Source organism: Streptomyces sp. NPDC060035, assembly GCF_042736635.1.
GTDB lineage: Bacteria > Actinomycetota > Actinomycetes > Streptomycetales > Streptomycetaceae > Streptomyces.
Genome location: NZ_JBHWVO010000004.1, coordinates 107,539 through 127,074, shown reverse-complemented (window position 1 = coordinate 127,074; position 19,536 = coordinate 107,539). Strand labels below are relative to the sequence as shown.

Genomic DNA, 19,536 nt, shown 5'->3' with positions numbered 1-19,536 from the left:
AGGTGAAGTGACCCGCATGTGTGTACCACGCGTACTGTCGCGCGGGAACCATGCGGGCCACTGTGCCTCAATGTGACCCAGGGGTGGATAGGGCCCCGGGGGCAGGTGGGATCAGGCCAGCGAAGCGCTGAGCGTGATCGTCGTGCCCGTCAGCGCCTGGCTGACCGGGCAGTTCGCCTTGGCGTCCTCGGCTGCTTTCACGAAACCTGCCTCGTCCAGACCCGGAACCTCGCCCTCCACGGTGAGGTGGATACCGGTGATGCCGGTACCGGGCTGGAAAGTGACCTCCGCCTGGGTGTTCAGCTTGGTCGGCGGGGTGCCCGCCGTGGCCAGGCCGTTGGACAGGGCCATCGAGAAGCAGCTGGAGTGCGCGGCGGCGATGAGCTCCTCCGGACTGGTCTTGCCGTTCGCCTTCTCCGCGCGGGACGGCCAGGAGACCGGGTACTCCCCGATCCCGGAGGAGTCGAGGGTGACAACGCCCTTGCCCTCGAGCAGGTTGCCTTCCCAGACCGTGTGCGCCTGACGCGTGGTAGCCATGCTGGATCCCTTCAAACGGTGTGCGCGGTGATACGGGACGTACGGGGTCCGTGACGCTCCTCGTACGTGGTACGCCCCCGAACCTACTGCGCCACCAGTCCCTTTGCGTCGCGCGCCAGCGCTGTCAGCCGGGAGATCGCCCGGAAGTACTTCTTCCGGTACCCGCCGTTCAGCATCTCGTCGCTGAACAGCCGGTCGAACGGACGACCGGAGGCGAGCACCGGGACCTCGCGGTCGTAGAGCCGGTCCGCGAGGACCACCAGACGCAGCGCGGTCGACTGGTCGGGCACCGGCTGCACATCGGTGAGGCAGACCGCCGTGATGCCGTCGGTCAGTGCGCCGTAGCGGCTCGGATGGACCCGGGCGAGATGGTCGAGCAGGGCGGGGAAGTCGTCCAGGGCGGCGCCCGGAGTGGCGTAGGCGGCCTGGGTGACCTGCTCGTCGGAGTACGGCGGCGGGGCCTCGGGCAGCCCGCGGTGACGGTAGTCCTCGCCGTCGATCCGCAGCGGCCGGAAGTGGGAGGACAGCCCCTGGATCTCGCGGAGGAAGTCGGCGGAGGCGAAACGGCCCTCGCCGAGCTTGCCGGGCAGGGTGTTCGAGGTGGCGGCCAGCGCGACACCCGCCTCGACGAGCCTGCTGAGCAGGGACGACACCAGAACCGTGTCGCCCGGGTCGTCCAGTTCGAATTCGTCGATGCACAGGAGCCGGTGGCCGCTCAGGGTCTGCACGGTCTGCTGGAAACCCAGCGCACCGACCAGATTCGTCAGTTCGACGAATGTGCCGAAGGCCTTGAGCGAGGGGGCGGCGGGAGTGGCGTGCCAGAGGGAGGCCAGCAGATGGGTCTTGCCGACGCCGTAGCCGCCGTCGAGATAGACACCCCGCGGTCCGGTGGGCGGGGCGGGTTTCTTGCTGAACCACTTGCGCCTGCCCACGCCGGTGGCATGCGCGCCGCCGAGCCCGCCGGCGAACTCGCCGAGAACCTTGACGGCCTCGGTCTGGCTCGGCTGACCGGGGTCGGGTACGTACGTATCGAAGCGCACCGCGTCGAAGCGCGGCGGGGGCACCATCTCCGCGACCAGACGGTCGGCGGGGACGCGTGGCTCGAGGGCGCACAGGGACTGCGGGGCCGTTTCGGCTATGGGGCTCTGCCCCGGCACGGCGGTGGAGGACGACACAACTCTCCACCTTAAGGGCCGTGCCAGACTGCAGGGCATGCGACGCCTGCTCCCTGTGACGGACCTGACAATCGCGGACCCGGCAAAGGCGGCCGGGAGGACATCCGCAGCCAGCGATCGCGAGTGGACACTCGACGAGCTGGCCGATGCCTATGCGTACCCCGGGAACGGCCGTCCGTGGCTTCGCGCCAACATGGTCTCCACCCTGGACGGAGCCGCCCAGCACGAGGGCCGCTCCCAGGGCATCTCCAGCGCGACGGACATGCGGATCTTCGGCACGCTGCGCGGGCTGGCCGATGTGATCGTCGTCGGCGCGGAAACAGTGCGGCTGGAGGGCTACCGGCCCGCCCGGGCCCGCGACGCCTTCGCCGCCCGGCGTGCGGCGGCCGGGCAGGGCCCCGCCCCCGCGATCGCCGTCGTGAGCGGGAGCCTGGACCTGGACTTCTCGCTCCCGCTCTTCGTCTCGCCCCTGGTCCCCACCCTGGTGATCACCGGGGCAGCGGCACCGTCCGACCGGATCCATGCGGCCCGGGACGCGGGCGCCGATGTACTGATCGCCGGGGACGGCGCCGCCGTCGAGCCGGCGTGGGCGGTGGCGGAGCTGGCCGCGCGCGGCCTCACCCGGCAGCTCACGGAGGGCGGACCGCGGCTGCTCGGCCAGTTCGTGGCGGCCGGGGTGCTGGACGAGCTCTGTCTGACCGTGTCCCCGATGCTCACCGCGGGCGATGCGCAGCGGATCGCGGGGGGCCCCGGGGTGGCCGTGCCGGAACGTTTCTCCCTCACATCCCTGCTGGAAGAGGCAGGATTCCTCTTCACCCGGTACGGGAAGATCTGACACTTAGCGGAATATGCCGTTCCGGTTAGCTCCAGGTGGGCACACTTATTCCTGCAGACCCCGTGCAATTGCGGGGAAGGATGGTTTCAGCAGCAGCGGTCGGCCACGGCCGATGAGATGAAACGGAAGGGCGCCTGCCGTGTTCACAAGCGTTTTGATGATCGAGAAGCCCCTCACTCCCGAGGACGTGGAGTTCGTCACCACCCTCCACGGCGAGGAGCAGATCTCGTTCGTCGTACTGATGCAGCCACGCGGTGACCAGGCCGACGTCCTGCTCCGGGCGATCGACGACGTGGCGCTCGGCGAACTGAGAGAAGCGGTCCGCGAGGGCGAGGAGCCGGAAGGCAGGGCGGCGCAGGAGCCCGCGGCGGTGGCGCTGGAGTACTCGCTCCAGGAGCTGCGCAAGGCAGGGTCGGAGGCCGTCGGACAGGTGATCGAGGACCATCCTCTGGACAAGCTGAAGACCGTGGTCGAGGACTCCGGGGCCGACGAGGTCATCGTGCTGACCGCACCGCACTACGTGGAGGAGTTCTTCCACCGCGACTGGGCGTCCCGGGCCCGTCACAAGGTCGGCGTACCGGTGCTCAAGCTCTTCGCGCACAGCGAATAGGCTGGGCGGACCACATCCACGTCGCACCCTCGGGAGACACACGCATGGCACCCGGTATTCCTGCCGCCCTGGAACGGCCGCACTTCATCGGCATCGGCGGCGCCGGAATGTCGGGCATCGCGAAGATCCTCGCCCAGCGAGGAGCGAAGGTGGCAGGCAGCGACTCCAGGGAGTCCGCCACCGCCGAGGCCCTGCGGGCGCTGGGGGTCACCGTCCACATCGGGCACGCCGCCGGTCACCTGGCGGACGACGCGTCCTGCGTGGTCGTCTCCAGCGCCATCCGCGCGGACAACCCCGAGCTGGTCCGCGCCGCCGAGCTGTCCGTCCCCGTCGTGCACCGCTCCGACGCGCTCGCCGCCCTGATGGAGGGCCTGCGCGCCATCGCGGTCGCCGGTACGCACGGCAAGACCACCACCACGTCGATGCTCGCCGTCGCCCTGTCCGAGCTGGCCCTCGACCCCTCGTACGCCATCGGCGGCGACCTGGAGGGTCCGGGCACGAACGCCGCGCACGGCGGCGGCGACATCTTCGTCGCCGAGGCGGACGAGAGCGACCGCAGTTTCCAGAAGTACGACCCCCAGGTCGCGATCGTCCTCAACGTCGAGCTGGACCACCACGCGAACTACGCGTCGATGGAGGAGATCTACGACTCCTTCGAGACGTTCGTCGGCAAGATCGTCCCCGGTGGCACCCTGGTCGTCTCCGCCGACCAGCAGGGCGCGGTGGAGCTGGTCCAGCGGGTCCGCGACATCTCCTTGCTCAACGTCGTCACCTACGGCGCGTCCGCGACCGCCGACGTGCGGGTCCACAAGGTCACCCCGCGTGGGCTGACCAGCGAGGTCACCGTCGTCCTGGGGGGCAAGTACCTCACCTTCACGGTGTCCGTGCCCGGCAGCCACTACGCCCACAACGCGGTCGCGGCCCTCGCCGCCGGTGTCGCCCTCGGTATCCCGGCGCACAACCTGGCCTCCGCCATCGGCAAGTACACCGGCGTCAAGCGCCGCCTCCAGCTCAAGGGTGAGGCCGCCGGGGTCCAGGTCATCGACTCCTACGCGCACCACCCCACCGAGATGACCGCCGACCTGGAAGCCATGCGCGGCGCGGCCTCCGAGGCCCGTCTCCTGGTCGTCTTCCAGCCCCACCTCTTCTCCCGTACCCAGGAGCTCGGCACCGAGATGGGCCAGGCCCTCGCCCTCGCCGACGCCTCGGTGGTCCTGGACATCTACCCGGCCCGCGAGGACCCGATCCCGGGCATCACCAGCACCCTGATCGTCGACGCCGCGAAGACGGCCGGTGCCGACGTCACGGCCGTCCACGACAAGGCGACGGTCCCCGCCGTCATCGCGGGAATGGCGAAGCCGGGCGATCTGGTTCTCACCATGGGAGCGGGCGACGTCACCGACCTCGGCCCGCAGATCCTGGACCACCTGTCGAGCTGAGGGAGCCACCGTGTCGTACGACGTCGAGAAGCCGGACGAGCAATGGCGGGCGGAGCTGAGCCCCGCCGAGTACGCGGTGCTGCGCAAGGCAGGCACCGAGCCCGCGTTCGTGGGTGAGTACACCGACACCAGGACCGCAGGTGTCTACTCCTGCCGCGCCTGCGGTGCGGAGCTGTTCCGCTCCGACACCAAATTCGAGTCGCACTGCGGCTGGCCGTCCTTCTACGACCCGAAGGACACCGACGCGGTCGAGCTGATCCAGGACACCAGCATGGGCATGGCCCGTACCGAGGTGCGCTGCGCCCGTTGCGGCTCGCACCTGGGCCACGTCTTCGAGGGCGAGGGCTATGCCACGCCCACGGACCAGCGTTACTGCATCAACTCGATCTCGCTGACCCTGGCGCCGGACGAGGCCTGAGCACGCGGACGGGGCGGCGCCGTGGTCAGTCCTCCTCGGACCCCGCAGGCGCCGCAGCCGGTCCTCCTCGGACCCCGCAGGCGCCTCGGTCAGTTCTCCTCGGACTCCGCTTGCCCCTCGGGGCGCAGCAGCGGATGCGCGACGCCGGGGAACACCCGGGCGCGCACGACTTCCTCAGCGGCTCCGCCCTGGATCACCGTCTCCGCGACGCCCCACGGCCGGCCGGCCAGCCGCACGGTCAGGGTGTACGAGGACGAGCAGCCGGTGCACTCGTAGCGGTCGGCCCAGATCTCCACGTCCGTGACGCTGCCCGGATACCGCTTCACATGCCGGTGCCGGGCATGACAGTGATCGCACGTCTCGCCCGGCTCGCAGGTACCGCCGCACGGACAGGGCACATCCAGCGACTCTGCGGGCTGCCAGCGCTGGATGAGCCTGGCCTCGCTGGTCGCACCCATGTCCTTCATCGCCTTCAGATTGCGCGCGGCGACGTTGTACGACTCGCCGGTCGCGGCCATCCGGTCCCGGATGACGTCCTTGCGCCCGCGGTTCGTCGTCATGTGTTCCTCCTGGGTGTACGCAGCCCGCCAGGAGGCCCACGAAATCGTCCTCCCTACGGTACCTGTCGCTCCGCTCCCGCTGTCCCGCCCCCAGCCCGCAGTCTGCCGGGACCCCGTGCACGCAGAGCGCGACAGTGTGTCCGGTTATCGAACCGAACAGCCATTCTTTGGCGTCGGGTGCACGGCGGCGCGCCGTCTTCGAGTCAATTCGGCTTGTTTCTCCTGCGGGCTCCGACTTTTGTGTGAAGTGATAGTGAACTGAATCTTCATATGCTGATAGGGGAATCCTCTGACCACGTGAAATCATTTATGGCCGATCCGGACGGGCCGCATCGCCGGATGACTGAATCACTCCCTTGACCGGTTCTCGGCGGGCGATACACACTCGCATGAGGCACTCATGCATCAGGAGCCACGAGCGCACACGGATGCGGATGGCCCTGCGAGACCGATATCGCACGGGGTGAACGACGGGGGATACGCGCGGGGGGGATTGTGTGTGCGGATTCGGCGCATGCACGCAATTCCTTCACGTCTCCTCTCCTCTCATCTCTTGGTGCGCGAAGGGAATGGAGGGGGAATGCCGACGCACATGGGCTATCCCGGTGTTTACATCGAAGAACTTCCCAGCAGCATCCGTACGATCGCCTCGGTCACCACCTCGGTGACCGCGTTCGTGGGGCACACACGCCGGGGTCCGCTCAACCAACCGGTACGGGTCACCAGCTTCGCCGACTTCGAGCGCCGCTTCGGCGGACTCACCTCGCAGAGCGCCCTCAGCTATGCCGTGCACCAGTTCTTCGGCAACGGCGGCACCCTCGCGGTGATCGTCCGTGTGGCCAAGGCCGGCACCGGCGAGGAGGCCTGCGTCACGCTCCACTCCACCGAGGGCCACAGCGAGTGCCCGGCGTTGGAGGTACACGCCAGGGAGCCCGGGGTCTGGGGCTCGGGCCTGCGGGTGGCCGTCGACCACGACACCCCGGATCCGGACAGGACGTTCAATCTCCAGATCATCGACGCGCGTGGCGGAGCCCGGGAGTCCTTCACCGGCCTGTCGATGAGCGCCGGCCACGGCCGCTTCGTCGAGACAGTGGTCAACGCGGGTTCCAGCCTCGTCCGGGTGAAGGCTCTCGATGAGGACCGGCCCGACCCGTCCGGCACGGTCTCCAAGCCCTTCGCGGCGGAACTGTCCGACCTGAAGGTCGAGTTGAAAGTCAAGATCGGCGATGTGGAGCGTGAGTTCACGCTCTTCGAGCCCGACCGGGACGGGGAGCCGCCGAGCAACGTCATCGAGCTGGCCCTTCTGCTGGAGCGCAAGCTGCGCGCGCTGCCCGACGCCCCGGGTAAGCACGCCTTCGCCGGGGCCGAGGTCGCCGCCTTCGGCAGGCGGCTCCAGGTCGTCGCCGGGTCCGTCGACCCGGACGACGTCGTCCGCTTCATCGGGGAGTGCGCCAATGACCTGGGACTCGAGGCCTCGGTCAACCCGCCCGTGTTCCCGCTGGAGGGCGGCAAGGACGGCGATCCGCCCGGGCCCCGCGACCTCATCGGGAGCGAGGCGCGCAAGACCGGCGTCCAGGCCCTGCGCGACGTGGACGACGTCAACCTGCTCGTCCTGCCGGAGCTCTCGGCGTACGAGTCCACCGAGGACATGGTCACCGTCCTGTCCGCGGCCGAGCAGCTCTGCCAGGAGCGGCGGATCTTCCTGCTCGTCGACTCTCCCTCGGCGTGGGGCAACGTCGACGCCGCGCGGGCCGGGATCGGCGCCTTCGAACCCGTACGCAGCAGTCATGCGGCGCTGTACTTCCCGCATCTGCAGCTGACGGACCCGCTGACCGGACGGCTGCGTTCCTTCCCGCCGTCGGGCGCCATCGCCGGTGTGATCGCCCGTACGGACGGCGAGCGCGGTGTGTGGAAGGCGCCGGCCGGGACCGAGGCGCGCCTCGCCGGGGTCCGGTCGCTGACGGTCAAGCTGACCGACCGGGAGAACGGGCTGCTCAATCCGCTGGGTGTGAACTGCCTGCGTACCTTCCCCGTGGTGGGGCCGCTGGTCTGGGGCGCCCGCACACTCGAGGGCGCGGACGCGCTCGACAGCGAGTGGAAGTACGTACCGGTGCGCCGGCTCGCGCTGCATGTCGAGGAGAGCCTCTTCCGCGGTCTGCAGTGGGTCGTCTTCGAACCCAACGACGAGCAGCTCTGGCAGCAGATCCGGCTCAAGGCATCGGCCTACCTCAACGACCTCTTCCGGCAGGGCGCTTTCAAGGGCGGCACACCGCGCGAGGCGTACTTCGTGAAGTGCGACAAGGACACCACCACGGACGCCGACATCGCGCGTGGAGTCGTCAACGTCGTGATCGGTATCGCGCCGGTCAAGCCTGCGGAGTTCGTGATCGTCAAGATCCAGCAGTTCGCCGGACAGTTCGACCTCTCGTAACCAAGGAAAAGGAACACGAAGGAAACCGATGGCTGAGTTCCAGATCAACGCCCATCGCTTCGACCCCTACAAGAATTTCAAGTTCCTGGTCCTCTGGGACGGTCGAACGGTCGCGGGCATCAGCAAGATCAGTCCCCTGAAGCGCACCACCGAGGTGGTCAAGCACCGCCACGGCGGTGACCCGAGTTCACCGCGCAAGTCGCCGGGCCGCTCCGAGTTCGAGGGCGTCACGCTCGAACGTGGTGTCACCCACGATCCCGAGTTCGACCGCTGGGCCAACAAGGTCTGGCAGGTCGGCGCCGGGCTCGGCTCGGAGGTCTCGCTCCGTGACTTCCGCAAGGACATCATCATCCAGGTACTCAACGAGGCCGGGCAGGTAGCCGTCTCGCACAAGCTCTACCGGGCCTGGGTCAGCGAATACCAGGTCATGGGCGAGCTCGATGCGAACGCCAACGCCGTCGCCATCCAGAGTGTGAAGCTGGAGTGCGAGGGCTGGGAGCGGGACTACGAGATTCCGGAACCGGTCGAGCCGTCCTTCACCCACCCGGCCTGAACGTCCTCGTGACCCCTGGGACAGCCCCCGTGGGGCCCGCCGAGCTGCTGGCCGCCTGGGAGACCGGGCTTGCTCTGGACGCGGCGCAGAGGTCGCTGCTGCTGCACCGGGCGGCCCGCCCGGGGGCCGGTGCCGACGAGCTGCTGTCGGTGCCGGTCGGCGAGCGGGAAGCCGATCTGTTCGCGCTGCGCCGGTCGCTGTTCGGCGAGCGGCTGCAGGTGCGGGTCGAGTGCGGTGCCTGCGGCGAGGCCATGGAGTTCGACCTCGACGCCGGTGCTCTGGGCGCACGTCCGGCGGTCGGGGACAGGCTGCTGCGGGTGGCGGAGGACGGCTGGGTGGTGGAGTTCCGGCTGCCCACCGTCGCCGGCCTCGCGGCGGCCGGCGGGGCTTCCTCTCCCGCCGAGGCCCGTCGGCTGCTCGTGACGGGCTGCACCGTGCGGGCTCTGCGGGACGGGGAGCCCGTCGCCGCGGAGCAGCTGGCCGCTCTGCTGCCCGAACGGGTGGAGCGGCTCATCGCCGAGAAGGCCGCCGAGGCGGACCCGACGGCCGAGGTGACGCTGAACGTGGCGTGCCCCGAATGCGGTGAGGCCACCCGGGCCGAGCTGGACATCACCTTCTACCTGTGGACCGAACTGGACACCTGGGCAAGGGACCTGCTCCTCGATGTCCATCTGCTCGCCACCGCCTACGGGTGGAGCGAGCCGGAAATTCTGGCGCTGAGCCCCATTCGGCGTCGCTACTACCTGGAGCTGTGCACCGATGCCTGACTACTTCGACCGGCTGCTCGCCCGGTACACGCCGGTGGCCGCGGCCACCGGCGACACCGGCGCGCGCGTGCGGGTGCGGCCACGGCTGTCCGGCCCGTTCGAGCGGGCCGAGGCACTGCGGCACGGGCCGCCCGAGCCGGACGAACCGGCCGCGCTGGTCCCCTCCGCTCCCCGGGTCACCCCGGACCCGCACCTCCCGGTCCGGGGTGACCGGGAGGTGCGCACGGAGCGGCACACCGTGGTGCGCACCGAGCAGGCACCGCAGCCCGGCGAGCCGGAGCAGCCGGTCCGGCCGGCAGCAGCGGTCCCGGCACCGCTGCTGCGGCCCCCGGCGACTCCTTCGCCGAAGACCCGGCCCCATGGGGCGGAAGGCGCACGTGCGGCACGCCGGGTGCGGTCGTCCGCTCCGGACGACCCGACGTCGGCGCCCGCCACGGCAGTTGCCCCGGCACAGGTGGCCGCCGCACCGGCACCCGCGGCAGGGCTCCCCGTGCCGCGCGCTTTCGACTCCGCCGCTGCGCGCGGTGCGGCGCTCGCCTCGGTGGGACGGCGCGCGCCGCGCCCGGCCGAGCGCGTCGTACATGTGCAGATCGGCCGGCTGGAGGTCAGTGCGACGCCGCCCGGCGCGAACGGTTCACCGGCCGGGCGCCCCGCACAGACGGCCGGCCGGCCGGCCCCCGTACTGACGCTGGACGACTACCTGTCGCGCGGCGGGAAGAGGGACTGACGACATGAGCAACGCACTCGCCGTCGCCACGGTCACCCAGGCGCTCGCCCTGCTGATCGAGAGCAACCTGGGGCCCGAGATGGACATCGCGGTCAAGGTGGAGACCCGTAAGCCACCGTCGGAGCCGCCGAGCGAGCCGACCATCACGGTGTTCCTCTATCAGGTGGCCCCGAACGCGGCGATGCGCAACAACGACCTGCCGACGCGCGCCGCCGACGGCACGCTGCGCAACCGGGCGGCCGCGCCGCTGGACCTGCACTACGTGATCAGCGCGTACGGGGAGGAGACGGAGCTGGTCGGGCAGCGGCTGCTGGGCTGCGTGATACGGACGCTGCACGAGATTCCGGTGCTGCCGAGGGAACTGATCGAACTGGCGGCTGAGCGACCGCATCTGGCGGGCAGTGACCTGGCGGACTCGCTGCAGAAGGTGCGCTTCACGCCGACGGTCATGGACGTCGACGAGACGTCCAAGCTCTGGGGAATGCTGCACCAGACCCCGTACACCCTGTCGGTGGCCTACCAGGCATCGCTGGTCGTGATCGAGGGCCGCGAGAAGCCGGTCCCGGCGAAGCCGGTGGAGCAACGCACGGTACGGGTGGTCCCGTTCGGGGCGCCGGGGGCACCGGTGCCGCCGGGGGCGGATGGGGCCTCTGCGGCTCCCGTGACTCCCGTCGCTCCTGCGGAGGAGACGGGAGAGGACTCGTCCCGTCCGCCCACGACCAGGAAGGCTGCGGCGACGAAGACTGCGGTGGCGAAGGCCCCCGCAAAAGCCGTCGCCAAGGGTCCCGCCAAAGCCCCCGCCAAGTCCACCGGGGCCGCCGCCCGGCGAACGGCTCCGCCTCGTCCGCGCAGGACGGCCGAGAGCGATACGCCGACGCCGGACGACAAGGGCTGAGCCGAAGTGCGGAACACGGGGGGTGAGGACATGGGCACGTACGAAGGCGCCGGTCACAGCGGGAGCCGCGACGCAGCAGCGCAGGGACGGGCGCTTCTGGCGGCCGTCCACGCCGTGCTCGCCCGCGTCGACGCCCACGCCGGGCGCGCGACACGCGGCTCGGGCCCGGCCGCGGCAGCCGGTACGGCAGGAGGCACACAGCCCGCACAGGGCGGCGCCCCCGCTTCTCCGTCCGAAAGCACACCCGCCGCCGACTCCCCAACCGGCACCGGCGCCCTCCTGGCCGCGCCCCCCGGCCCTGCCGCCCTCGACGCCCTCGTCGCCTGCTTCGGCCTCAGCCCGTTCGAGCGCGAGATCGTCCTGCTCGCCGCAGCGGCCGAGCTGGAGCCCACCACGGCCGCCCGCTGCGCCGCGGCCTGCGGGGATCCGGAGCGTACGTACCCCACCTTCTCGCTCGCCCTGGCCGCGCTCGGCGATCCGCACTGGAGCGCCCTCACCCCCGTCGCCGCGTTGCGGCGCTGGCGCATCGTCGAGCTCGACGACGAGACCCGGCTGACGACGTCCAGGCTCCGGCTCGACGAGCGGATCCTGCACTTCCTGGTCGGCTCGCCCTACCTGGACGCACGGCTGCACGGGCTGCTGCGCCGGACCACCGTGCCGGACTCGCTGCCCACCTCCTACGACCTGGCGGCGAGCCGGGTCGCGGCCGGCTGGGCGGGGGCGGGGCGCGGCGCGCCGCTCCGGGTCGAGCTGGTCGGCGGCGATCTCCGTACCCGCGCGGACATCGCCGCGGTGGCGGCCCACCGCTCGGGGCTCGGCCTCTACGAGATGTCGGCCGCCGACCTTCCGACCGCCCCGGCCTCACGCGACCTGCTCGCCCGTCTGTGGCAACGCGAGGCGATCCTGCTGCCGGCGGCGCTGCTGGTGGAGGTCGGTGACATGGACCGCGAACAGGCCACCGCCACTGATGCGTTCGTCGAGAGTGCGGCCGTGCCGCTGGTCGTGTCGAGTCCCGATCCGCGGCAGACGGCCCGCCCCCGCGGTGAGCGCGTCACCGTTCCGCCGCTGGATGCGGACGAGCAACTCGAGGTGTGGACCGATGCGTTCGCCGAGGTGCCGGACGTGTCGGAGAGCGATCTGCGCGACCTCGTCGCCCAGTTCTCGCTGCCGCCGCATCTGGTCCGCTCGGCCGGCGCGGCCGTGGTCCGGGACCTGCCCGGCGAGGACGAGCTGGACGCGACAGGACTGGCCTGGCAGGCGGGTCTCACCGAGGCCCGGATGGGCATGGACGAGCTGGGCCGCCGCATCGAGCCGCAGGCGGCCTGGGGCGATCTGGTGCTGGCGGAGCGGCAGTTGCGGGTCCTGCGCGAGATCACCGCGCATGTGCGGCAACGGCCGACCGTGTACCAGGAGTGGGGTTTCGCCGGGACGCTGCGCCGGGGGCTGGGTGTCACCGCGCTCTTCGCGGGCGGCTCCGGCACCGGCAAGACGCTGGCCGCCGAGGTGATGGCGAAGGAGCTGGGCCTGGATCTGTTCGTCATCGATCTCTCCCAGGTGGTCAGCAAGTACATCGGTGAGACCGAGAAGAACCTGCGCAAGGTCTTCGACGCGGCCGAGCAGGGCGGGGCACTGCTGTTGTTCGACGAGGCCGACGCTCTCTTCGGCAAGCGCAGTGAGGTCAAGGACAGCCACGACCGGTACGCCAACCTCGAAGTCAGCTATCTGCTGATGCGGATGGAGGCGTACCGGGGGCTCGCGATCCTCACGACGAACATGAAACAGGCGCTGGACACGGCGTTCATGCGCCGTATCCGCTTCGTCGTCGACTTCCCCTTCCCCGGCGAGAGCGAGCGGGCCGAGATCTGGCGCCGGGTGCTGCCCGCACGTGCCCCGATGAAGGGCGTCGATCCGGAGCTGCTGGCCCGGCTGACCGTGGCGGGCGGGTCCATCCGCAACATCGCGCTGTCGGGTGCGTTCCTCGCGGCGGAGGAGGGCGACCGGCTCCAGATGCGCCACATGCTGGAGGCCGCCCGTACCGAGTACCTGAAGCTCGACCGTTCCCTGACACCGTCGGAGGTGCACGGATGGGTCTGAACGAGCAGCAGCGCACGGTACGGGTGGACATCGGCGAGCTGGTGCTCGACGGGTTCGGCCGGGTGGACCCGGAGCGCGTATCGGAGGCGTTCCGAGCGGAGTTGGGGCGGCTCGTACGGGAACGGGGCGTCCCGCTGGCGGCGGACGGCGGGCAGGCGCTGGACGCCCTGGCAGGGCTGCCTCCGCTGCCCGCGACGGTATCGGCGCGGCGCCTGGGCCAGGAGCTTGCGCGCGCGGTGCACACGGGCCTGTCCGGCGGGGGTGAGGTGACACGATGAGCACGTCCCGCTCGCAGGAGACGCGGTCGGACCAGTCCGACAGGCGGCGCAAGCGCAAGGAACGCGCCGCGTCCCGGGCGCCCGAACCGAAGAACATCGTCAGCGGTGCGGGCCAGCCGCTCGACCTGAGTGTGCGGCGCGAGCTGGAGGAGCAGCTGGGGCACGACTTCGGCCGGGTGCGGTTGCACACCGACCCGGACGCGGGCGCGCTCACCGAGATGCTCGGCGCGGACGCGGTCGCGGTCGGACAGGACATCTTCTTCCGCGAGGGGACCTACCGTCCCGGCACGCCGGACGGTCAGCGGCTGCTTGCCCACGAGTTGCTGCACACGGTGCAGAACCCGCACGGTCTCGGCGCGCTGCGGGCCGGGCGCGACCTGGGCGCGGTGAGCATGCCGCAGCAGGCGATGGAGCGCGAGGCGGAGTCGGCGGCGCAGGATCTCGTACGTTCCGAAGAGCCCGCGCAGGAGATCGCTCCGGGCCGGTCCACACCCGGCTGGCTGCGGTACGCGACAGTGGAGGCGGACCGGCTGCGTGCCGAGCACATGGACCCGGAGACCGTCGTCGACCGCCTGGTCAACGGTGTGCTGCGCTCGTTGCGCGGCGATCCGGCGGACGCCTCGGGGAGGGTACGGGTCCAGCTGGCGCGGATGCCCGTGGAGCTCCAGGACACGGTCCTCGACGTGCTGGAGACGCGGCTGCCCACCCCGGCCCACGACCGGCTCATCGACCTGATCGACGAAGTGGACCAGGCGCCGCTGCCGTTGGAGGCGTCGGTCTCGCTCACCCCGCACGTGGTCCCCGACGCGATCGAGGAGATCACCTGGCAGCAGGAGTCCGACGAGGAGGCGTGGCGCGCCCGGCTCGACGGCGCGGAGGAGCTGGAGAACGAGCGGATGCGGCAGGCGCAGCGGCGCAAGGCCGAGGATCCGGGGGCGGACAGCGGCGCGTCCGAAGGGGCGCAGGAGCCCGAGGCAGGTGCGGGCGGTGCCGCGCCGTCGGGTGCTCCGCCGCAGGCGGAGCAGGGCAAGCCGGAGTCGGCCGGGGCGCAACCGCTCCAGGTGGAAGGGAAGTCCACCGGCGCCGAGCAGGGCCCCGGCGGGGCCGGGGACAAGGGCGCGGCGGGCGACGGGAAGGGCGAGGGGCAGCAGGCCGAGCCGCAGCAGGCACGGACCCCGGCGCAGTCGCAACCGGCCGCGGGGAAGCGCAAGGAGGCGTCGGCCCGGCCGGCCGGAGCCGAGCGGCCGACGCCAGTGGACAAGAGCGCGGCGGAGCGCGACGACACCCGTCGCTCCGTCCGGCAGGACGCGCCTCCCGAGTCCGACCAGGACCCGGACGACGAGCCGTTGGGCGTCGACGAGGGCGGCGAGGCCGAGGCGCTCGCCGAGCTGGAGGCACTCGTCGCAGAGGCGGAGCAGGACGCGGCCGAGCCCGCGCCGGCGCCCCGGCAGGACGCGTCGGGTCTAGGTGACCTCGAAAAAACCACGGTGAACGCGTCCGCTCCGGGCCCGGAACGGGGCGCGGTCGGCTCGCCGCCCGCCACGCCCGTGCCCGCCGCGGACACGGAGGTGTTGGCGGCGGCGCTCGAGGCGGAGAGCGAGGATCTCGACGCTGAGGGGGACTCCGCGTCGGAGGGCCCCCTCGACCAGGAGGCGGGTCCCGAGCCGGACAGCGACGCGGAGAGCCGCCCCGGGGCGGCGCGTGATGCCTCGTCGGGCGAGGCGGATCCCGAAGCGGAGGCCGAGGACCGCGATCTGGCGTCCGAGACACGTCGGGCGAACGAACGCTCCGGGGAGGAGCAGGGCGGCGGCGAGGGTACGTCCCCCGGTGACGGTGCCGTCCCGGGCAAGCTGGCCAAGGCCGCCGAGGATGCACGGGGGCAGGCGACCCCCTCGCCGGGCGGAGGGAGTTCGGGCGGCACGGGCGCACCCGCGAAGCCCGCGGTCGCCGCTCCGTCGGCGACGGCTGCCGCCCCGGCTTTGGCCCCCGCTGCCGCTCCCGGGGCGGGCGGCGACACCGGCGTCGTACCACCGGCGGCGGAGGTCGCTTCTGCCGTTCCCCGGACGGAGGCGCCGCCGAAGCACGAGCCCGTACGGTCCGACGACAGCAGGCCCGTCACTGCCAAGGCGGCACCCCGGGCGAGGGGCGGCGGGAGCTCAGGCGGTGGCGGCGGTGGCAGGGCCGCCGCGAAGCCGAAGAAGGCGGCACCGGCGCCGAACGTCGCGGGTGCCACCCCTGAGGCCGGGCTCGCGTCCGCGTCGGGCCTCCAGCCCCATCTGGCGTTGACCACGCTGAAGGGCGTCAACGCCGCGGTCGGCCGCTCGGTCTCCGGGGAGCGAGGGAGTCTGAAGGGTGCGCCGCCCACGATGGAGCGCCCCGTCGGTTCGCCCACGACCGTACGGGGCGGTCCGAAACCGTCGGCTCCGGGCACGTACACCTCGCAGAGCGTCGGGAGGACGGAGGCGGCGCAGGGCACCACTCCGGAGATCAAGGGTGAGAAGGCGCCGAGCGGCGAACTCCCCGGTGCGGACACGGAGGAACCGGGCTGGTGGGACATCGGCAAGGCGCTGCTGATGGGGCTCGGCAAGAAGCTCCTCTCCAAGCTCCTGCCCCTCGACAAGCTCACCGGTTCGATCGACAAGGTGCCGAGCACGGACAAGGGGTTGCAGGGCGCCAAGGTCGGAGACGCGCCCGAACTGCCACTCAAGGACGACTCCGACCCGGAGCGGACCGACAAGCAGGCGAAGCAGCTCGACGACAGGAGCGCCGAGCTGCACACCTCGGGGCGGGAGGACGCGGCCCGCCCGATGGGCGAGGACCAGATCTACCCGGATGTACCGAGGGAGACCCTGACCGCGCGCATCGGCGGCGGCAAGCGGCAGCGCGGCGGGGAGGGCGGCCCGGCAGGCACCCCCGGAGCGGGCCTGCCGCAGGAGGCCGTGTCGGCGGTCGCAGAGCACGAACAGGGCCCGCAGATCAAGCAGGCCTTCGGGCAGGCGCGGCAGAAGATGACGGGTGCGCGCCAGGAGAAGGAGACCAAGGCCACACAGGACCGCCGCCAGTACCAGCGGGACGTCAGGCAGGAGGTCGACACCAACACCAAGGAACAGACGAACGCGCGCAACCAGGGCCGCACCGACATAGCCGGCTCCCGCACCGGTTGGCGCAAGGAGCAGGACGAGAAGCTCACCGAGGTGGACGGAAAGAAGGGGAAGCAGCTCACCAAGGCCCGCAAGGACATCAAGGAGAAGCAGGACAAGACCGACCAGGACGTCGATCAGCGGACCAAGGACGACCAGAAGAAGATCGACGACGGGCGGACCGGGGCCGAGAAGGAAGCCACGCAGAAGCGCGACGACGGGAAGAAGGACTCCCGGAACTGGTTCGAGAAGGGCCTCGACTGGATCAAGGACCAGTTCACCAAGTTGAAGAAGGCCATCAAGGACGTCTTCGAGAAGGCCCGCAACCTGGTCAAGGGAGTCATCGAGGACTTCAAGAAGCAGGTCTTCGCCTTCATCGACGAGGCCCGCAAGTGGGTCATCCAGCAGATCAACGACTTCGCCGACGCCCTCATCCGCCTCGGTGACGAACTGCTGAAGGACTATCCCGCGCTGCGGGACAAGTGGCGCAAGTCCATCAACGGTCTGCGTGACGCGGCGGTCAAGAAGGTCAACCAGGCTGCGGACAAGCTCAAGGCGATCGCGGGCAAGCTGATCGACGCGTTCGGCGACATGCTTCTGGCCGGCCTGGACCTCATGGAGAAGGGAATGCTGGCCGCGGTCGAAGTTGCGGAGACCGTGACGGTCAAGGCGATGGAGCTCGGCGCGGCGATCCTCAAGGGCCTGGGGGAGTGGGCGGCGATCGCGACGGACATTCTCAGCGACCCGGGCGGCTGGATCGGCAAGGCGAAGGACGCGGCGGTCACCGGAGCCAAGGAGCACCTCTTCACGGAGATCAAGGCCGCGGTGAAGGAGTGGTTCAACCAGAAGGTGCAGCAGCTCATCGGCATCCCGATGGAGATGTTCAACCGGCTGGTCAAGGGCGGCACGTCCAAGGAAGAGATGGCCAAGATGGCCTGGGACGAGGCGCTCCCCCAACTCCCCCTGATCATCGGCGAGCTGATCGTCACGAAGGTGGTCGCCAAGCTGATCCCCGGTGCGGGCTGGGTCATGGCGATCATCGACGCGCTGAAGACGGCGTACGACGCGCTGGGCTCGATCCTGCGCGCGTTCGGGATGTTCATGACCTTCCTCAAAGCGGTCAAGAGCGGAAGCGGCGCCCTGCCGTTCGCGAAGGCGGTGGCCTCGGGTGTGGTCGCGCTCCTGGAGCTGATCTACCAGTGGCTGGTGAGCGGCGTGGGCAAGTACCTGGGCAAGGTGGCGAAGGTACTGCGCGGCAAGGCGGCGAAGCTAGGCAAGAAGGGGCCGGACTCCGACAAGGGGCCCGACAAGGGCACCGCCCCGAAGAAGGACGCACCCCACCAGGACGTTCCGGCCCCGAAGGCAACCCAGCCACCGAAGCAGAACCGTCCGGACCCCGTGCCCACCCCCGGACGTAAGCCCGAGACGAAGCCCACGACGCCCAAGGACAAGCGGGACGACGACGACCGCCGCAGGGACGGCCGCCACGCGAACGCGGCTGTCCGTGGCCTGCACCCGAAGCCGGGCAGGGGCCGCCCCGACCCGGGGCGCCCGGGAGACCGGGGCCCGGACGCCAAGCGCCCAGGCACGAAGAAGCCCGACGACAAACGCCCGGACCTGCGCAAGCCCCCCAAGGACGGCAAGCGCCCCGGCAAGGACGCCCCCGGCCAGAAGCGCAAGCCCACGCCCGACCGGAGGCCAAGGAAGCGGAGCGCACCGAGCCGCGTCGGCAACGCGGTGAGGAACGCCCTGGCGAAGGTACGCAACGCCCTGCGGCGTCTCGGGGCCAAGGCCAGGAACCTGCGCAACAGGCTGAAGAGCTTCGCGCGCCGCTTGAAGGACTTGTGGCGTAGGAGCAAGGACCGGCTGAGGCAGGGGCGTGACCGTCGACGGGACAGGCAACGGGGGCAGAACCAAAATCGCGATCACACCCGCGAACCCAACATGCCGCAGGCGCCATTCGAAGATCAACACGAGGAAATGCACACCCTCATGTATCGCGGACGCGGCAGAGGTGCCGATCTCGTGGTGCGCAGCAACCCTGTAGAGATAAAGAAATATCTCAATGGCTGGAACGAGCAGATCGATGACATGGAGGAATCCAGAGAAAAGGAGGGCCAGAGGGCGGCTCACCGGAACGCCGAAAAGGCCTTCGCCGTCGTAAGGGGAGCGCAGCAACACCTACCACCAGCACGTCCGGCCGGGCGCAGGCCACCTTCCCCGGCGTCGGCAACAGATGCGCAGCGAAACGCGTACGAGATGCTCGGGATCCAGCTTCGTCGACTTGCCCGCACGCTTGAAATGCGTCGAGTGGGGGATGAACCACCGCTACTGCCGACACTCATTCCGAAGTTTGTGGACGGAGTGCGCGGCTCCGGCTTCAAGGCGACCGGAATCAACAAAGATATCCCACACGGAGAGGAGGCTAATATCCTCGATTCGACAGTAGATGGCATTCCGATAGGGTGGGGGCCGCGCACGAGAAACAGAAAACCGCGATGGGGGCGCACACATCTCTTGACCGCGCAGCTCTCCGGAACGGCCAGGGGATCCAATCTCGTCCCCACCACGACGACGCTCAACACCCGATTCCTCAATGAGGTTGAGAAGCATGCCAAGGGGGCCGTGAAGGGTGTACCTCAGAAGGAGAAGATGATTTGGTACCAAGTCAATGTCGCATTCCACTCCAACGACAGCAGCGATCCCGACTACGGATTCCCTGAATCCCTAGGAATGGAATGGGGCGGCTATGAGGTGAAGAATGAGAGGTGGCGAGAGAAGCCATCCTCGAATTCATACCACAGAAACGGTCTACTTCTCCCCGAAGTGAACAGCACTGACGGCAACTTCAGTATCAATGATCGGAGCGCCTCATCGATCAGTAAGGCGTTGGGAGTATCCGTCGCATTCGCGGATGTCGTACATCAACTCTCCCCGTACAGCAGTATGAGGACCTTTATCATGCGCATGAAGAACCACATGCTCTCGCTCTCCCCCCAGGCAGTGGCAGAGTTCAACAGAAATCTGCAGATCGTCGAATCGCAGAGCAACAGGATTCGCTTCACCTGAGAAAGGAA

General features: G+C 70.0%; 15 protein-coding genes. 12 read left to right on the top strand and 3 right to left on the bottom strand.

What is annotated here, in order from left to right:
* Positions 1–111: 111 nt before the first annotated feature.
* Positions 112–537, bottom strand: coding sequence for an OsmC family protein (locus tag ACFWBQ_RS07745; protein WP_385485237.1), 426 nt, complete (start codon positions 535–537; stop codon positions 112–114).
* An 83-nt stretch (positions 538–620) separates the two neighbouring features.
* Entirely contained in the window at positions 621–1,712 is a 1,092-nt protein-coding gene (gene zapE, locus ACFWBQ_RS07740; RefSeq protein ID WP_385485235.1) for a cell division protein ZapE, read from the bottom strand.
* Positions 1,713–1,749: 37 nt separating this feature from the next.
* On the opposite strand from zapE, the gene ACFWBQ_RS07735 reads away from it, so the two are divergent.
* The 4 genes from ACFWBQ_RS07735 to msrB all read left to right on the top strand — a co-directional run bounded on the left by ACFWBQ_RS07735 (position 1,750) and on the right by msrB (position 5,014).
* The gene (locus tag ACFWBQ_RS07735; protein WP_385485233.1) at positions 1,750–2,547 is read left to right on the top strand and encodes a pyrimidine reductase family protein; all 798 of its coding nucleotides are present in this window, start codon (positions 1,750–1,752) and stop codon (positions 2,545–2,547) included.
* Positions 2,548–2,704: 157 nt separating this feature from the next.
* Positions 2,705–3,157, top strand: a complete 453-nt coding sequence (locus ACFWBQ_RS07730) for an indole-3-glycerol phosphate synthase (protein ID WP_385485231.1) — start codon at positions 2,705–2,707, stop codon at positions 3,155–3,157.
* A gap of 44 nt (positions 3,158–3,201) precedes the next feature.
* On the top strand, positions 3,202–4,596 hold the full coding sequence (murC, locus tag ACFWBQ_RS07725) for a UDP-N-acetylmuramate--L-alanine ligase (protein WP_385485229.1): 1,395 nt from the start codon (positions 3,202–3,204) through the stop codon (positions 4,594–4,596).
* Between the two features lie 10 nt (positions 4,597–4,606).
* Positions 4,607–5,014, top strand: coding sequence for a peptide-methionine (R)-S-oxide reductase MsrB (gene msrB, locus ACFWBQ_RS07720; RefSeq protein ID WP_385485227.1), 408 nt, complete (start codon positions 4,607–4,609; stop codon positions 5,012–5,014).
* A gap of 89 nt (positions 5,015–5,103) precedes the next feature.
* Here the strand turns inward: msrB and ACFWBQ_RS07715 are convergent, their stop codons facing one another.
* Positions 5,104–5,574: a hypothetical protein gene (locus tag ACFWBQ_RS07715; RefSeq protein ID WP_385485225.1), complete on the bottom strand. Its 471-nt coding sequence runs from the start codon at positions 5,572–5,574 to the stop codon at positions 5,104–5,106.
* 580 nt (positions 5,575–6,154) lie between these two features.
* Here ACFWBQ_RS07715 and ACFWBQ_RS07710 point away from each other — a divergent pair.
* From ACFWBQ_RS07710 to ACFWBQ_RS07675, 8 genes are read left to right on the top strand one after another with little or no spacing between them, the layout of a single operon-like run.
* On the top strand, positions 6,155–8,005 hold the full coding sequence (locus ACFWBQ_RS07710) for a phage tail sheath family protein (protein WP_385485223.1): 1,851 nt from the start codon (positions 6,155–6,157) through the stop codon (positions 8,003–8,005).
* 28 nt (positions 8,006–8,033) lie between these two features.
* Positions 8,034–8,558: a phage tail protein gene (locus ACFWBQ_RS07705; protein ID WP_329206313.1), complete on the top strand. Its 525-nt coding sequence runs from the start codon at positions 8,034–8,036 to the stop codon at positions 8,556–8,558.
* Between the two features lie 8 nt (positions 8,559–8,566).
* Positions 8,567–9,325, top strand: coding sequence for a hypothetical protein (locus tag ACFWBQ_RS07700; RefSeq protein ID WP_385485220.1), 759 nt, complete (start codon positions 8,567–8,569; stop codon positions 9,323–9,325).
* Positions 9,318–10,052, top strand: a complete 735-nt coding sequence (locus ACFWBQ_RS07695) for a hypothetical protein (RefSeq protein ID WP_385485218.1) — start codon at positions 9,318–9,320, stop codon at positions 10,050–10,052. The genes ACFWBQ_RS07700 and ACFWBQ_RS07695 overlap by 8 nt, the downstream gene beginning before the upstream one ends.
* 4 nt (positions 10,053–10,056) lie before the next feature.
* The gene (locus tag ACFWBQ_RS07690; RefSeq protein WP_385485216.1) at positions 10,057–10,947 is read left to right on the top strand and encodes a DUF4255 domain-containing protein; all 891 of its coding nucleotides are present in this window, start codon (positions 10,057–10,059) and stop codon (positions 10,945–10,947) included.
* A 30-nt stretch (positions 10,948–10,977) separates the two neighbouring features.
* On the top strand, positions 10,978–13,041 hold the full coding sequence (locus ACFWBQ_RS07685; RefSeq protein WP_385485214.1) for an ATP-binding protein: 2,064 nt from the start codon (positions 10,978–10,980) through the stop codon (positions 13,039–13,041).
* A complete protein-coding gene (locus tag ACFWBQ_RS07680; RefSeq protein ID WP_385485212.1) occupies positions 13,032–13,319 on the top strand; it encodes a hypothetical protein in 288 nt (95 codons plus the stop codon). Before ACFWBQ_RS07685 ends, ACFWBQ_RS07680 begins: the two co-directional genes overlap by 10 nt.
* Positions 13,316–19,528 (top strand): DUF4157 domain-containing protein, encoded by a 6,213-nt coding sequence (locus ACFWBQ_RS07675; RefSeq protein ID WP_385485210.1) that lies wholly within the window; start codon positions 13,316–13,318, stop codon positions 19,526–19,528. The genes ACFWBQ_RS07680 and ACFWBQ_RS07675 overlap by 4 nt, the downstream gene beginning before the upstream one ends.
* The last annotated feature ends 8 nt before the right edge of the window (positions 19,529–19,536 follow it).

Bases quoted from the DNA above. Each gene is read 5' to 3' on its own strand.
- ACFWBQ_RS07745 (WP_385485237.1), bottom strand. From the start codon at position 537: ATGGCTACCACGCGTCAGGCGCACACGGTCTGGGAAGGCAACCTGCTC.
- ACFWBQ_RS07735 (WP_385485233.1), top strand. From the start codon at position 1,750: ATGCGACGCCTGCTCCCTGTGACGGACCTGACAATCGCGGACCCGGCA.
- ACFWBQ_RS07730 (WP_385485231.1), top strand. From the start codon at position 2,705: ATGATCGAGAAGCCCCTCACTCCCGAGGACGTGGAGTTCGTCACCACC.
- murC (WP_385485229.1), top strand. From the start codon at position 3,202: ATGGCACCCGGTATTCCTGCCGCCCTGGAACGGCCGCACTTCATCGGC.
- ACFWBQ_RS07715 (WP_385485225.1), bottom strand. From the start codon at position 5,574: ATGACGACGAACCGCGGGCGCAAGGACGTCATCCGGGACCGGATGGCC.
- ACFWBQ_RS07710 (WP_385485223.1), top strand. From the start codon at position 6,155: ATGCCGACGCACATGGGCTATCCCGGTGTTTACATCGAAGAACTTCCC.
- ACFWBQ_RS07705 (WP_329206313.1), top strand. From the start codon at position 8,034: ATGGCTGAGTTCCAGATCAACGCCCATCGCTTCGACCCCTACAAGAAT.
- ACFWBQ_RS07695 (WP_385485218.1), top strand. From the start codon at position 9,318: ATGCCTGACTACTTCGACCGGCTGCTCGCCCGGTACACGCCGGTGGCC.
- ACFWBQ_RS07690 (WP_385485216.1), top strand. From the start codon at position 10,057: ATGAGCAACGCACTCGCCGTCGCCACGGTCACCCAGGCGCTCGCCCTG.
- ACFWBQ_RS07685 (WP_385485214.1), top strand. From the start codon at position 10,978: ATGGGCACGTACGAAGGCGCCGGTCACAGCGGGAGCCGCGACGCAGCA.
- ACFWBQ_RS07680 (WP_385485212.1), top strand. From the start codon at position 13,032: ATGGGTCTGAACGAGCAGCAGCGCACGGTACGGGTGGACATCGGCGAG.
- ACFWBQ_RS07675 (WP_385485210.1), top strand. From the start codon at position 13,316: ATGAGCACGTCCCGCTCGCAGGAGACGCGGTCGGACCAGTCCGACAGG.